Origin of the sequence: Bacillus sp. 2CMS4F (assembly GCF_023161785.1) — a bacterium.
Lineage (GTDB): Bacteria > Bacillota > Bacilli > Bacillales > Bacillaceae > Bacillus > Bacillus halotolerans.
Genome location: NZ_JALNTO010000001.1, coordinates 390,951 through 406,063 on the forward strand (window position 1 = coordinate 390,951; position 15,113 = coordinate 406,063).

The window sequence follows — 15,113 nt, forward strand, 5'->3', positions numbered from 1 at the left end:
ATATTAGACTTTTTTATGAAAAAAGGGCAAGCAGAAAGTACAAGAAAGGCATGACAAACAAAAAACTGTCAAAACGGTCTAGCACACCGCCATGCCCGGGAAGGATCTTCCCAGAATCCTTTACATCGTAATGTCTTTTCAGAGCGGATTCTACTAAATCCCCAATCTGTCCGAAAACAGACAAAAACAGTGTGATCAAAAGCAGATAGAAATATGGGATCGGCAAGTTTGCGACAAGCTGAAAAATCGTCGAAAGTACAAGTGCAATGACGATTCCGCCTACAAATCCCTCAACTGTTTTATTAGGGCTGATTTCAGGCCACAGTTTTCGTTTCCCAAGCGATTTCCCGACAAAATATGCACCGGAATCAGTCGACCAAATCACGACACAGGCATAAAAGATGTATGTCAGCCCGTGCTGATCAAGATTTCTGATTTCAATAAAATAATGAAAACACATTCCGATGTAAATCGTTGCAAGGGTAATAAAGCCGACTTCATCAAAGGTAAAAGTGTTCTTCACCAATACTGTGTACGTCAGTAAAATCAGTACTGCGAACAAAGCCGTTTCAATTTTCGAGATACCATTCGCTTCAAAAAAAGAATACTGGCTTGGCATTAAGAACATCCATAACAATAAAAGACTGATCAATCCAGGCAGTGAAACAAGCTTAAGTTTTTTCATCCGCAGAAGCTCAAAAAGCGCTACACTGCCCATTGCATAAACTAATATGGTGAACGGCAAATTCCCGACAATAACTAAAAATAAAAATACAATTGCTGCCAGTACACCTGTCAAAATTCTTTGTTTCATGTCCACCATCCTCTAAATTCCGCCAAACCTCCGGCCCCGTTGCTGATATTCTCCTAACGCCTGCAAGAAATGATTTTCTTTAAAGTCAGGCCACAGAACTTCAGTAAAGACAAATTCACTGTAGGCAACCTGCCAAAGCATAAAGTTGCTTAGTCTAATCTCGCCGCTCGTTCGAATTAGAAGTTCAGGATCCTGCAAAGATTCAGTCATTAAATGATTAGAAAAAAGCGATTCATCAATGTCTTCTATTTTCAAAGAACCATCCTTCACTTTTTCCGCGAGTGTTTTTGCAGCAGTGACAATTTCAGTACGCCCTCCATAGTTGAGAGCAAAATTAAGGATCAGCCCGTCATTTTGCGCCGTATCCTTTACAGCCTTTTCAATCGCTCGCATTGTGTGCGGCGGCAAGGCTGATTCATCTCCTATAATCCGGACCCGCACATTCTCCTCAACAAGTTCCGGTAGATACGTATTTAAAAACTCTTCAGGAAGCTTCATCAAAAAATCAACTTCCATTTTCGGCCGCTTCCAGTTTTCTGTTGAAAATGCGTACAGGGTCAGTACCTTGACACCCAATTCGTTAGCAAGCTTTGTTGTCCTTTTAACCACCTTCATTCCTTCGTGGTGGCCTGCAATTCGGGGGAGAGAGCGTTTTTTAGCCCAACGGCCATTTCCATCCATTATAATGGCGATGTGTTCGGGGATTTCTCCCTTAAGTATGTCTTCTTTTGTATAGCGTTCTAAGTTGGAAGCCGCAGTTTGCTGGTTCTTCCAATTTTTGAGTATGTTGAGCATGAGATTCCTCCGTCACCCAAAAAGGTTGCATTCCCTGCTGATAACCGATGTAATCAACAGTATTAACAAAAAAACCCCCTGTAAACATGAGAGGGTCTTTTCACTATTATCTATTGTACATAGTTTTTCATTAAACTTCCATGATTTCTTTTTCTTTGTCTTTTGTGACACTGTCAATTTTTGACACATATTCATCTGTCAGTTTTTGAACATCTTCATTGGAAGCACGCAGTTCATCTTCAGTGATGTCTCCGTTTTTCTCAAGTTTTTTGAGATCATCGTTCGCATCACGGCGTACATTTCGTACAGCTACTTTTGCGTCTTCAGCATATTTTTTTACAACTTTGACTAATTCTTTACGTCTTTCTTCTGTTAGCGCAGGAATCGCAATGCGAATCATATTGCCGTCGCTCGTTGGCGTTAAGCCTAAATCCGCTTTTAAAATTGCTTTTTCGATATCACCGATTGCTGACTTGTCGTATGGTGTTATGACCAGCATACGAGCTTCAGGCACGTTAATAGAAGACAGCTGGTTTAAAGGTGTCTGCGCTCCGTAATATTCAACTGTTACTTTATCTAATAAAGATGGGTTCGCACGGCCTGCGCGTACAGTAGCCAATTCACGCTGATAAGCAGCAATTGCTTTTTCCATTTTTTCTTTCGTTTGTGTTAATACTTCTTTTGACACGTTATTTCCCCCTCACGATCGTTCCGATTGATTCGCCTGTCACGGCGCGTTTAATATTTCCTTCTTCCATAATAGAAAAGACGATTAGCGGAATGTCATTATCCATGCATAATGATGATGCTGTTGAATCCATCACTTCCAAGCCGTCTTTTAGAACGTCAAGGTAAGAAAGCGATTCATATTTTACAGCTGATTCATCTTTTCTAGGATCAGCATTATACACACCGTCAACATTGTTTTTAGCCATTAAAATAACGTCTGCTTCAATTTCAGCAGCGCGCAGTGCAGCTGTCGTATCAGTTGAGAAATATGGGTTTCCTGTACCCGCAGCAAAAATAACGACACGTTTTTTCTCTAAGTGGCGTATCGCTTTTCTTCTGATATACGGTTCAGCAACTTGTCTCATTTCAATGGATGTTTGCACTCTGGACTGGATTCCGAGTGTTTCCAAGCTGTCTTGAAGAGCAAGCGAGTTCATCACTGTCGCCAGCATCCCCATATAGTCTGCAGTTGCGCGGTCCATGCCCAGGTCACTTCCTGTTTTTCCGCGCCATAAGTTGCCGCCGCCTACTACAACAGCCACTTCGACTTCAAGCTCAGCGATTTCTTTCACTTGCTTTGCAATGGATTGAATGACAGTAGGGTTAATTCCGTTACCCTGTTCCCCTGCCAATGCTTCCCCGCTAAGCTTTAATACGATACGTTTGTATTTTGGTTTTTCCATAATAACCTCCAAGTGTAAACATTGCCGTTTTCTATTATGCAAGAGAAAAAAAGGTTTGTAAATATAGTTTTAAAAATAGGGAACACAAAGTGTGTCCCCTATACTGCCTGAAAAGACGCGACTTGATCGCGACATCTTTTCACCATTATTTTTTCACTTGGTTCATTACTTCTTCAGCAAAGTTTTCTTGACGTTTTTCGATACCTTCGCCAACTTCATAGCGAACGAAAGTTTCAACAGTTGCGTTTTTCGCTGCAACAACTTGTTTCACTTTTTCATCTGGGTTTTTAACGAATGCTTGGTCTAAAAGACAAATTTCTTCGAAGAATTTGTTCAGACGGCCTTCAACCATTTTCGCTACGATGTTTTCAGGTTTTCCTTCTTGAAGAGCTTGCTGAGTTAAGATTTGACGCTCATGGTCTGTTTCTTCTTCTGATACTTGGTCACGAGAAATGTAACGAGGGTTAACCGCAGCAACATGCATTGCGATATCTTTCGCAGTTTCTTCGTCAGTTGTACCGTTAAGAACAGTTAATACGCCGATGCGTCCGCCCATGTGAAGGTAAGCACCGAATGCAGAGCTGTCATCTTTTGTAAGAACAGCAAAGCGGCGAAGCGTGATTTTCTCACCGATTTTAGCAACTGCACTTGTAATGTACTCTTCTACAGTAGAGCCGTTGTCCATTTTTTGGCCCATTGCTTCTTCAACATCTGCAGGAGTGTTTGCAAGAAGGTGGTCAGCCAATGTGTTAAGAAGCTCTACGAAGCCTTCGTTTTTCGCAACGAAATCAGTTTCAGAGTTTACTTCTAAAATAACACCTTTGTTGCCGTCAGTTTTAATAAGAGTTGAACCTTCTGCTGCGATACGGTCAGCTTTTTTCGCTGCTTTTGCAATTCCTTTTTCTCTAAGAAGGTCAATTGCTTTGTCCATATCTCCATCAGTTTCAGTTAACGCTTTTTTACAATCCATCATACCCGCGCCAGTTTTTTGACGCAGTTCTTTTACTTGCTGTGCAGTAATAGCCATTTGAATTCCTCCTTATATGTTTAAACAAGATATGTATCATGACATTTTTCTTGAAAAAAGGTGATAAAAGGCAGTCCCTCTTATCACCTTTTGAATAGGTTACGCAGTTGTTGTTTCAGTTTCTGGTGCAGTTTCTTCAGCAACTTCCGCTTCTTCTTCGCCTTGCTTCGCTTCTAAGATTGCATCTGCCATTTTAGAAGTTAGAAGTTTAACAGCGCGGATAGCGTCATCGTTCGCAGGAATAACAACATCGATTTCATCAGGATCACAGTTAGTATCTACAATTCCGATGATAGGGATGTTTAATTTGCGAGCTTCCGCAACAGCGATGCGCTCTTTGCGAGGATCGATGATGAACAATGCATCAGGAAGATCCTTCATTTCTTTAATTCCGCCTAGGAATTTTTCAAGACGCTCTAATTCTTTTTTCAATTGAACGACTTCTTTTTTAGGAAGTACTTCAAACGTACCGTTTTCTTGCATTTTTTCAATGTCTTTAAGACGTTTAATACGTTTTTGGATTGTTTCAAAGTTTGTTAATGTACCGCCCAACCAGCGTTGGTTGACATAGTACATGCCAGAGCGTTGAGCTTCTTCTTTAACAGAATCTTGAGCTTGTTTTTTTGTGCCGACGAAAAGGATTCTTCCGCCTTCAGCAGCAAGATTTTTAGTGAAATTGTAAGCTTCCTCTACTTTTTTGACTGTTTTTTGAAGGTCAATGATGTAGATTCCGTTACGCTCCGTGAAAATGTAACGCTTCATTTTTGGGTTCCAACGGCGTGTTTGGTGACCGAAGTGAACACCAGCTTCAAGCAATTGCTTCATAGAAATGACTGACATGTTATTTCCTCCTAATATAATGGTTTTTTTCCTCCGCTTAGGTCATTTTTGTGCAGAACTGCCGCCTGCAGCACCCTCTGCATAAATCGTTAAGCGTGTGTATTTAACACCAAGACATAATATAACACAGCTTTATGCGACAATCAAGAATCCTTTACAGCTTTGGAGCGAAATTTTAGAAATAGCTCGATTTCTGTCTTTCCGCTCTTCAATTTCTGAGCAATTTCACCAGCTGAATACCCCTGTTCATATAATGTCATAACTTCATCTTCATATCGGGCATCGCTGTTTACGTTCTCTTCCGCCCTCTCAACCTCGTTGATCAGACCTTCGATATGCTCGGGAAGAGCGTTGTCTTCTTCCTGAACAGCACCTCGCTCTGAATGTTGTTCAGCGTAATGATGCTCTTCCTTCTGTTTTTCTTCAGTTTGAACAGAAGGTACATCCAAGTTGTCTATCAACTTCTCATTTTCTTCTTTTAGTTCAAGAAGAAATGCCGCAAGTGTGTTCTCCGTCTCTTCCAGCAGCTTCTTTTGCTGTTTTTCTGTTTCTTTCACAGCGCCGAGCCTCATATACAGGATAATGACAGCGTACAGAAGAACGCCGTGAAGCGTGAAGCTTAAAAGCCATAATAGTGTTGACATGTTTTTCACTCGCTAATCATGAGAATTCTTTATTGAATTACTTTTTCCAGCAGATTCTTTAATTTAAATAGTGCCTTTGAATGTATTTGTGATATACGGGACGTAGAAAGATTCAATACCTGTCCGATTTCTGTCAGTGTCAATTCCTCTTTATAGAACAAACTGACCACAAGCTGTTCTTTTTCAGAGAGTTCGTGAATTTTGTCCGCAAGCTGCGCTATCAGCTCATCTTTCATGATCTTTTCTTCCGGCGGGACATTTTTGTCATCTCTGATCATGACCTGGATGTTTTCCCCGTCATCCTGATCATGAAGCTTTTCGTCAATTGACAGCAGATTTGCAAAAAAACCTTCATTCATTGTTGACACTACATCCTGTTCCGTCATTCCGAGTTCCTCTGCAATTTCTGCGGGCGATACATTCCGAAGATAGCGCTGTTCAAGCTTTTCAATCGCCGCTTCAACCTTCTTTGTTTTTTCACGCGAGGTTCTGGGCAGCCAATCCTCTTTACGAAGCCCGTCAATAATTGCACCGCGAATTCTAAACGAGGCGTAGGTATCAAATTTTAAGTCCCGGCTGGGGTCAAATTTTTCAAGGGCATCATATAAACCAAGCATACCAAGGCTCATAAGATCGTCTTTATGCACTGATTTTGGCAGTCCGACAGAAATTCTGCCTACATGATATGTGACAAGCGGCATGTAACGGCGCATTAAATCATCACCGGCCTTAGGATCTTTCCACTCTTTCCAGCGCGACCAAAGCACCTGATCTTCATAATTCAAGGATTGCATTGTTATCCCCCTAATACCTTAATTAAATCGTTTTTTCACCTTGTTTAACAGTTCGAATATGCAGCATACAGGACTTCGGTTCAAATTCTATCGTCCGGCCGCTTGAGCCTCCCGTATCTTCACTGATAATCGGAATATTATATAACGACAGCTGTTCCTTTATCGCCAAGACATTTCTCGGTCCGATCTTCATCAAATCATTCGTCATTTTAAATTTAAACATCTCTGATCCGCCGGCAAGCTTTGCTTTTAACGCAAACTTTCGGCAGCCCGCTTCTACCAGCATATCAATCGTAGCTTTTACAGCGGTATCGGCATATTTTGCCCGATTGAGTTCAGCTGTTTTTGATAACGTCGAATCCGGCAGCATGACATGGACAAGCCCCGCCGTTTGCTTTTCTTTATCGTAAAGCACCAGCCCTACGCACGATCCTAAACCAGACGTCCGGATTGAATCCGGGAAGCGGGCGATCTTCACGTCCGCAATTCCAACCTTTACAACAGCAGCCGCAGTTGTACTCATAATGCAGCACCCAAGGCGACAAAGAGCTTTTCAAATGAATCATAGTCCGGCAGCATAAACATATGCGCTTTTAGCTCCTGCTGATGGCTTTGGTCAAAAATTGACGTATCAACAACAATTGCATGTTCCCCAACCTGACTGAGCTCCATCAGACCTTCACTGATGACAGCACCGAACATGTCCAGTGAAACTTCTGGAACACTCGGGTAAAGCTGGAGTTTCGTCAAATCAGCCAATGCCGTTAAATATGATCCTGCTAAAATATTGCCCAGTTCATGCAAAGCGGAAGAACTCATATGATCTTCACCCAGGTTTTCTATATCAAAATCCGGGTTGCCGATCAGCTCTCTGATAAACTGCTCCGCCTGATAAAAAGGCATTATAAAGAACATTGAGCCCGTTAAATCGCCTTCCATTCTTAAAAAGATGCTGGCGACCGGCATTTCTGCTCCGCCGAAAAAGTCTACAAGTTCATCAAACGATAGTAACTTTGCAAACGGGACTTCCATATCAATCTTTCTATTTAACAGCTGGGCCATTGCAGAAGCAGAGTGGCCGGCTCCGATATTGCCGACTTCCCGCAAAATGTCCATCTGCTCTTCTTTGATTCCATTAAAAATACTCATGTCATAACCCCTTTAAGATTAAGCTTGATCGGGCACAGCGGACTGAGATGATTCTTTATCCAAAACCGCATTTGCATCAATAATATTTAAGAGCCTGTTCTCTTGTTTTACAATTTGTTTGATCGACACATACGTGTCTTTTTGAACACTTTCCGGAGCAGACTCTATTTCACTTTCATGAACTGTTATGACATCATTTGCTTCATCCACAATCCAGCCGACTTCAATATCACGATAAGCAATAATGATAATTCGTGTTTCATCGGTAATTTCATACTCAGGCAAGCTGAGACGCTTTCTTAAATCAATAACCGGAGTCACCACGCCGCGCAAATTGATCACTCCGCAAATATAAGATTCAACGCCTGGCACTCTCGTTGGCTTTTGCCATTTCTCAATTGATTTCACCTGAGTGACAGAAATGGCATATTCTTTGCCATTTACCATAAAGACAATCATTTTTTCGCCTGTTTTAATTTCTGCAGTCATGTGAGACACCTCCTCGTATGGTTAAATAATCAGTGCATTACAATCGATAATGAGCGCTACTTCTCCATCTCCTAAAATAGTAGCTCCGGAAATTGCAAAGACGTTTGTTAAATAATCTCCGAGTGATTTCAGCACAACTTCCTGCTGGCCAATAAAGGAGTCCACCACAAATGCTGTAGGTTTGTCGCCTTTTTTCACGACAATGATATGGAGCTGTTCCGCATCTTGTCTTGTATCTTCTATTTTAAACTCTTCTTTTAAATAAACGACAGGGACAATATGCCCTCTAAAATCGATTACTTCACGGTCATGCGTTTGCAGAATATCTTTTCTGTCTATAACTGCCGTTTCAATTATAGAAGAAATCGGAATCGCAAATGTCTCTTCTTCCAATTTGATCAGCAGAACTGAAATAATGGACAATGTAAGCGGAAGCTGGATGCTGAATAATGATCCTTGTCCTTCTGCAGATTTCACACTGACTGAACCGCCGAGTGACTCGAGTTTATTTTTCACAACATCAAGCCCGACACCCCGCCCGGAAATATCCGAAATTTGATCAGCTGTAGAGAATCCCGGAGCAAATATCAATTCATAAATTTCATTGTCTTCTAAAGTTTCAGCTTCTCTTTCTGTAATGACACCGCGCTCAAGCGCTTTTTCAAGGATTTTTTTGCGATTAAGTCCTGCCCCGTCATCCTCTACTTCAATAAAGACGTGATTTCCGCTGTGATAAGCTTTCAGCACAACTTTTCCAGACTCAGGTTTTCCTTTTTGCAAACGTGTTTCCGGAGACTCAATTCCATGGTCAATACTGTTTCTGATTAAGTGAACGAGCGGATCTCCAATTTCATCAATTACTGTTCGATCAAGTTCTGTTTCCGCGCCGATGATGGAGAGTTCGATTTTTTTATTCAGCTCTTTTTGAAGCTGGCGAATCATTCTTGGGAAACGATTAAAAACAGTTTCAACCGGAACCATTCTCATGTTGAGAATAATAGACTGCAAATCGCCGGAAATTCTCGTCATTCGCTCTACTGTTTCAGTCAATTCATTGTGCTCAAGCTCTTTTGCAATCTGCTCAAGACGCCCGCGGTCAATGACGAGCTCTTCAAATAAGTTCATTAAAGAATCAAGCCTGTCGATATTGACACGAATTGTTTTAGATCCGCCTGATGTATGCTTCGACTGTTCCTCGTTTTTAGCAGGCTGCTTTTGTTTATCCTGCTTAACAGGTGCCTGTGCAGCAGCTGGTGTATCCGCCTGAGGCTCCTCCGGATTTTCGGCTGGTTGTAAAGGCGAGCCCTGAATAATTTCAACATGCTCGACCTCTGAAACTCCGTTGATGATCTGTTCAACGTCTTCAGCCGTTTGATTCGTTAAGAAGCACACCTGGAAGTCAGTGCCGAAATCTTCCGTCTCAAGCACTTCCGCACTCGGTATTGTTTTGGCTACTTCTCCGATCTCATTGAGCTTCTCAAAAACCATATATACACGAACCGCTTTTAACATACAGTCTTCTTTCAGAGAAATTGTGATTTCATACCGTTTGAAACCTTGCTCCTCCGCTTCTTCTATCACTGTTCGTTCAAACTCATCATATCCCCAATCAGATGCTGAACCCTTCGCTTCAGCAGGTTCGGCTGAAGCAGCAGTCTCAGCATGCGCACCGTTCACGTCAAGCTTTGCGCTCACTTCGGAGATGTCTCTTTTACCATCCCCGCCGTCAATAATAGACTGAACCATTGCTTCCAGATGATCCAGCGCTTCAAACAAGATATCCATCCAGTCTGATGTAACTGCCATATCTCCGTTTCGAAAAGCATCCAATACGTTTTCAAGCAGATGGGTTAAATGGGCTAAATCCGTATACCCCATCGTTGCGCTCATACCTTTTAGTGTATGGGCAGCCCTGAATATATCGTGGACGAGCTGAAGATCTGTCGGGTCTTTCTCTAAAAGGAGAAGCTTTTCATTACATGTTTGTAAATGTTCTTTACTTTCATCAATAAAGACATCTAAATATTGATTCATATCCATTTGAATCACACCCTCTCTTTTTTCACACAGCTTGTGATGGATGCTGCGATATCTTCCACATGTTTAATTTCATGAATAAGGCCCGCCTTAACGGCTGCTTTCGGCATTCCAAATACAACACAAGATTCTTCAGACTCTGCAATGGTTTTCACATTGCCGGACGCAAGCATGTCCTTAAGACCGGCAGTACCGTCACTGCCCATTCCAGTCATAATGACCGCTACTTTTTCATAGTCTGCAAGTTTGCCGACAGAACGGAACAAGTAGTCTGCTGATGGTTTATGACGGCTTGGCGTATCGTGATTATCAAGAACGATTTTAAGGCCGCCGCTGTTTTTGATAACGGATATGTTTTTTCCCCCCGGAGCTATGTACACACAGCCGTTAAGAGCTGCTTCGCCATCTTTTGCTTCCTTTACACGAATGTCAGACAGATGGTTCAGCCGATCAGCCAGAGAAGCAGTAAAGCCTTCAGGCATGTGCTGTACAACGACTACAGGCGCGTTTAAATCCTTAGGAAGCTTTGGTATCACCTTTTGAAGCGCCCTTGGTCCGCCTGTTGACGTGCCGATACAAACAATCTGTCTGCCTGTTCCAGATTTCGACTGACTCAATGCAGGCTTAGCGATGCGTTTAGGCTCAGGCCGAATGACCGCCGGAGCCGCAGCTTTTTGCTGGCCGGAAAGCCCAGCCGCGATGACCCGCTCAACTAATTGTTCTTTAATTTTGTATAAATCTAAAGATATAGAACCAGATGGCTTTGTGATAAAATCAAAGGCGCCTATCTCTAAACAGTTAATCGTACACTCTTTTCCTTGCTGGGTCTGGCTTGAAACCATAATGACCGGCAGCTGATAAAGCTCAATAATTTTCCGCAGTGTGTCTGTTCCATTCATCACCGGCATTTCGATATCAAGTGTGATAACATCCGGTTTCAGCAATTCTATCTTTTTAAGTGCCTCTTCTCCGTTTCTCGCAGTTCCGATTACTTCTATCTGCTTTTCCTCGGTTAGAAAATCACTTATCATTTTTCTCATAAAAGCCGAATCATCAACTACAAGCACACGAATCAAATTAAGCCCTCCTCATTAAAAAAGAAGATAATTTCTCAATAAATGTCTGTTTTTCTTCTTTGTGTCTAGTTTCTTCTCTTTCAAACAAGGCGTCCGCTAGGAGACGGACTGACCGGCTGGCTTTTGCCTGAGGACTTTTTAATAAAAAAGGAACCTGTTCGACAACTGCTTTGCTCACGATCCCGTCGTCAGGGACTGAACCGGCAAACTGAACCGCTTCGCCTAAAAACATGTGAATGGTCCGGGAAAGGCGGGTAAAAGCGTCAAGCCCTTCCTTTTGATCACGGCACCGATTGACAGCTACTTTCATTGAAAGCTGATTTCCTGTCAAAGCTAAATGTTTGACAGCGCTGTATGCATCCATAATGGCTGTAGGCTCCGGGGTTGTTATGATCAAAATGTCTTCTGCTGATAAAATAAAAGGCAGCTGGTCTTTTGATAAGCCCGCCCCCATGTCAAACAGTACATAATCGAACTGACTTAACGCATGAGAAAGCTCATTAGCAAAAAAGGTCCATTTTTCCTGGTCCAGCTGAAACATCACATCCAGCCCAGTTCCGCCAGATATATACCGAAGACCCTTTGGCCCAGTAGATATGGATTGCATAAAAGGCTTGCGCTCAGTTAGAACGTCAATAATAGTCGCGGAAGACGAGTTTCCCATTAATATATCAATGTTCCCCATTCCGATATCAAGATCAATAAGCAGTACCTTCTTGCCTTTATCCTGCAGCGCAAGAGCCATATTTAAAGTGATGTTGGATTTTCCGACACCGCCCTTGCCGCTGATGACTGCAAGTGTTTTAGCTTTCTGTGCAAAAACAATCGGCAGATCGCGCTCACGCTTCTTCATTTTCGCCCGTAAAGTTGCTGCTTGGTCAAATCTGTTCATCTGCACAGCATCCCTACAAACTCCCGCGGCGAGACTGTCTGTATATCCTCCGGCACATTCTGGCCGTTTGTGATAAACCCGGCGCCTATCTTTGATTCTGCCAGTATACTGAATACAGAGCCTAAGGAAGCAGTCTCATCTATTTTCGTAAAAATAAACTGATTGACAGGAACAGATGAAAAACGTCTGACAATTTGTTTCATATCTTCATATTTTGCAGTCGCTGACAAAACGAGAAATGACTGAATGCTGCTTTCAAAAGGAATCGTCTCTTTCAGTTCATCGATATATTGCTGTTCTCTGAAGTTTCTTCCTGCTGTATCGATAAATACATGATCATATTCAGCAAATAATTCTTTCGCCCGCTGAAATTCCTCTTTTGTATAACAGACTTCCAGAGGAGCCTGCAACAGCTCGGCATATGTTTTCAACTGTTCAACTGCTGCAATCCGGTAAGTATCTGTTGTAATAAAAGCAATTTTTTTCTGTTTTTCAAGCAGAGAAGACGCTGCTAGTTTTGCAAGCGTTGTTGTTTTACCCGCGCCCGTCGAACCAAACAGCACGATATACTTCGAACGAATGGGCTCCTGCCACTTGTCTGCTGGAGGCAGTGCCCCGCACAGTATATCCTGAAGTTTACCGGCCACGTTTTCTTCTGTCAGTCCGCCCGATTCAACAGAGAATCGCAGTATTTTTTTCATAGTACTGGTCTTAATTGATTCATTAACGCCGGTTTCTCCCAAAAGCTGTTCGGCTTTTCTGAGCGGTTCAGGAAGTACGGATTGATATGCTGAAAGATCACCTGGCTCAGATTGGGCCGGAATTTGAGGGATTATCCTCTCCTCTATTTTCGGACTGCTGACAGGAGGTTTTGATGTTTGTTTCGGCTCTGCTGCCTTTTCAGCTGTTTTTTTCTCAAGAAAATCTTGATCCAATACGGCTATCACTTCAACAGCCGGTTTTTTTAAAAGCCCGAACCATTTACGCTTATTGATTTTTTTGGAATTCAGTATAACCGCTTCATTGCCTAGTTCTTTTCTGATAAGCTGTGCCGCTTCTTGCATTGAAGCAGCAGTAAATTTTTTGATTTTCATTAAATATCCACCACTCCAATGCTTTGAACTTCGACATTAGCCTCAAGCTCGTTATAAGAAAGAACAGGAAGATCCGGAAAATATCGTTCCAGAAGCTGTTTCACATACATCCTTACAGGCGGCGAGCAAAGAAGAATCGCAGTCTCTTGCCGTATTGAGAGCTGTTCGGCTTCTTTTGCAACAGAGCGCACAATGCTTTCTGACACATCTGGTTCAAGCGACAAATAGTTCCCATGTTCTGTTTGCTGTACACCGTCAGCAATTGCCTTTTCTACACGGCCAGAACAAGTGATCACTTTTAACACTTCATTTTCTTTGGCAAACTGGGCAGTAATTTGCTTAGCAAGTGCCTGTCTTGTGTACTCTGTCAAAAGATCAGAGTCTGTTGTCAGTTTTCCGTAATCGGCAAGCGTTTCAAAAATGGTTACCAAATTGCGGATTGAAACTTTTTCTTTTAACAGTTTAGCCAGCACTTTCTGAATATCTCCGACAGATAATGGATTTGGCGTAACCTCTTCCACCAGGACCGGATACGTTTCTTTCAAATGATCAATAAGCTGTTTCGTCTCCTGTCTGCCGATTAATTCATGAGCATGTTGCTTAATTTTCTCTGTAATATGTGTTGAGACAACTGAAGCCGGATCTACAACTGTATAGCCCAGCATGTCAGCTTCATCCTTCACCGATTCGCCAATCCATTTGGCTGGAAGCCCAAACGACGGTTCTACTGTTTCGATCCCTTCAATCAGGTCGTCTTCAGGCGTAGGCGACATTGCTAGATAATGATCTAGTAATAGCTCGCCTTTTGCTACTTCATTTCCTTTAATTTTCAATCGGTATTCATTAGGCTGCAAAGCGATATTGTCTCTGATACGCACGACAGGAATGACAAGCCCAAGTTCAAGCGCCAGCTGACGGCGAATCATCACAATTCGGTCCAATAAATCCCCGCCCTGATTAGCATCCGCCAGCGGTATCAGACCATAGCCAAACTCGAATTCTATCGGATCTATATGCAGAAGCTGCACAACACTTTCGGGGCTTTTGAGCTCGTCAACTTCAGCCTCTTCCTCAAGAATCTCTTCCACTTCTTCTTTTTCCTTACCTGTTTTAGATAGCGTATAACCGCCAAAAGCAAGCAGCCCTGCAAGCGGCCCTGTTAGGAAAATACCAATTGGAGTAAACAAGCCAAGAAGCAGAATAGTTGCTGCTGTAACATATAAGAGCTTTGGATAAGCGAACAGCTGGCCTGTGATGTCATGACCTAAGTTTCCTTCGGAGGCTGCTCTTGTCACGACAATACCTGTAGCTGTAGAAATTAACAGCGCCGGAATTTGCGATACAATTCCATCTCCTACAGTCAGCATCGTAAAATGAGAGGCTGCCTCTTGTATCGCCATGCCTTGCTGCAGCATACCGATAATGATTCCGAAAATGATATTGATCATTACAATAATAATTCCGGCAATTGCATCACCTTTCACAAATTTGCTGGCACCGTCCATCGCACCGTAAAAGTCTGCTTCTCGAGCTACTTTTTCACGGCGGTGTTTCGCTTCCTGTTCGTTAATCATGCCTGCGTTTAAATCAGCATCAATACTCATCTGCTTCCCCGGCATTGCATCAAGCGTAAATCTTGCCGCAACCTCGGAAACACGTTCCGCGCCCTTTGTGATGACGATAAACTGAATAATAATTAAGATAATAAATACAACAAGTCCGACTAAAACATTTCCGCCGACAACGAAGTTACCGAAGGTCTCAACAACCTTCCCTCCTTCGCCGTGCGAAAGGATCGAACGCGTCGTTGACACATTCAAGCCCAGACGAAATAAAGTCAAAAGCAGCAGCAGTGACGGAAAAATCGAAAACTGCAGCGGTTCTTGCATATTCATTGTGGTGAGAAGCACGATCAACGCAAGAGAAATATTAATAATGATCAAAATACTTAACAGCCATGGAGGAAATGGTATCACCAGCATTGCCACAATGAGGACAACACTTATTAAAACGGATAAATCTCTTGTTGACATGCTGTTTTTTCTCTCCT

16 protein-coding genes are annotated in these 15,113 nt (G+C 42.5%); all 16 read right to left on the reverse strand.

The genetic code is table 11. The features are described 5' to 3' along the window. Positions 1-13: 13 nt before the first annotated feature. Positions 14-823 (reverse strand): phosphatidate cytidylyltransferase, encoded by an 810-nt coding sequence (cdsA, locus tag MTN95_RS01650; protein ID WP_081638302.1) that lies wholly within the window; start codon positions 821-823, stop codon positions 14-16. A gap of 3 nt (positions 824-826) precedes the next feature. After that, the gene (locus tag MTN95_RS01655; RefSeq protein WP_248336746.1) at positions 827-1,609 is read right to left on the reverse strand and encodes an undecaprenyl pyrophosphate synthase; all 783 of its coding nucleotides are present in this window, start codon (positions 1,607-1,609) and stop codon (positions 827-829) included. Positions 1,610-1,739: 130 nt separating this feature from the next. Then, positions 1,740-2,297: a ribosome recycling factor gene (frr, locus tag MTN95_RS01660; protein ID WP_024121420.1), complete on the reverse strand. Its 558-nt coding sequence runs from the start codon at positions 2,295-2,297 to the stop codon at positions 1,740-1,742. Between the two features lies 1 nt (position 2,298). After that, positions 2,299-3,021: a UMP kinase gene (gene pyrH / locus MTN95_RS01665; RefSeq protein ID WP_010334275.1), complete on the reverse strand. Its 723-nt coding sequence runs from the start codon at positions 3,019-3,021 to the stop codon at positions 2,299-2,301. A gap of 145 nt (positions 3,022-3,166) precedes the next feature. Next, complete coding sequence (gene tsf / locus MTN95_RS01670; RefSeq protein WP_024121419.1) at positions 3,167-4,048, reverse strand: translation elongation factor Ts; 882 nt, start codon at positions 4,046-4,048, stop codon at positions 3,167-3,169. A 99-nt stretch (positions 4,049-4,147) separates the two neighbouring features. Next, complete coding sequence (gene rpsB / locus MTN95_RS01675) at positions 4,148-4,888, reverse strand: 30S ribosomal protein S2 (protein ID WP_024121418.1); 741 nt, start codon at positions 4,886-4,888, stop codon at positions 4,148-4,150. Positions 4,889-5,031: 143 nt separating this feature from the next. Continuing rightward, on the reverse strand, positions 5,032-5,532 hold the full coding sequence (locus tag MTN95_RS01680; protein ID WP_248336748.1) for a Swarming motility protein SwrB: 501 nt from the start codon (positions 5,530-5,532) through the stop codon (positions 5,032-5,034). A gap of 29 nt (positions 5,533-5,561) precedes the next feature. After that, positions 5,562-6,326, reverse strand: a complete 765-nt coding sequence (gene sigD / locus MTN95_RS01685; RefSeq protein WP_010334270.1) for an RNA polymerase sigma-28 factor SigD — start codon at positions 6,324-6,326, stop codon at positions 5,562-5,564. Positions 6,327-6,348: 22 nt separating this feature from the next. After that, on the reverse strand, positions 6,349-6,849 hold the full coding sequence (cheD, locus tag MTN95_RS01690; protein ID WP_059292774.1) for a chemoreceptor glutamine deamidase CheD: 501 nt from the start codon (positions 6,847-6,849) through the stop codon (positions 6,349-6,351). Further along, complete coding sequence (gene cheC, locus MTN95_RS01695; RefSeq protein WP_059292775.1) at positions 6,846-7,475, reverse strand: CheY-P phosphatase CheC; 630 nt, start codon at positions 7,473-7,475, stop codon at positions 6,846-6,848. Before cheC ends, cheD begins: the two co-directional genes overlap by 4 nt. Positions 7,476-7,493: 18 nt before the next feature. Then, complete coding sequence (cheW, locus tag MTN95_RS01700; RefSeq protein ID WP_105954241.1) at positions 7,494-7,964, reverse strand: chemotaxis protein CheW; 471 nt, start codon at positions 7,962-7,964, stop codon at positions 7,494-7,496. 21 nt (positions 7,965-7,985) lie between these two features. Further along, positions 7,986-10,004, reverse strand: coding sequence for a chemotaxis protein CheA (cheA, locus tag MTN95_RS01705; RefSeq protein WP_105991188.1), 2,019 nt, complete (start codon positions 10,002-10,004; stop codon positions 7,986-7,988). A gap of 5 nt (positions 10,005-10,009) precedes the next feature. Continuing rightward, on the reverse strand, positions 10,010-11,077 hold the full coding sequence (gene cheB, locus MTN95_RS01710) for a protein-glutamate O-methylesterase CheB (protein WP_202853049.1): 1,068 nt from the start codon (positions 11,075-11,077) through the stop codon (positions 10,010-10,012). A 1-nt stretch (position 11,078) separates the two neighbouring features. Continuing rightward, on the reverse strand, positions 11,079-11,975 hold the full coding sequence (locus MTN95_RS01715; RefSeq protein WP_105954238.1) for a MinD/ParA family protein: 897 nt from the start codon (positions 11,973-11,975) through the stop codon (positions 11,079-11,081). Then, entirely contained in the window at positions 11,966-13,063 is a 1,098-nt protein-coding gene (gene flhF / locus MTN95_RS01720) for a flagellar biosynthesis GTPase FlhF (protein WP_105954237.1), read from the reverse strand. Before flhF ends, MTN95_RS01715 begins: the two co-directional genes overlap by 10 nt. Next, positions 13,063-15,096, reverse strand: coding sequence for a flagellar biosynthesis protein FlhA (gene flhA, locus MTN95_RS01725; RefSeq protein WP_202853051.1), 2,034 nt, complete (start codon positions 15,094-15,096; stop codon positions 13,063-13,065). The genes flhF and flhA overlap by 1 nt, the downstream gene beginning before the upstream one ends. Between the last annotated feature and the right edge of the window lie 17 nt (positions 15,097-15,113).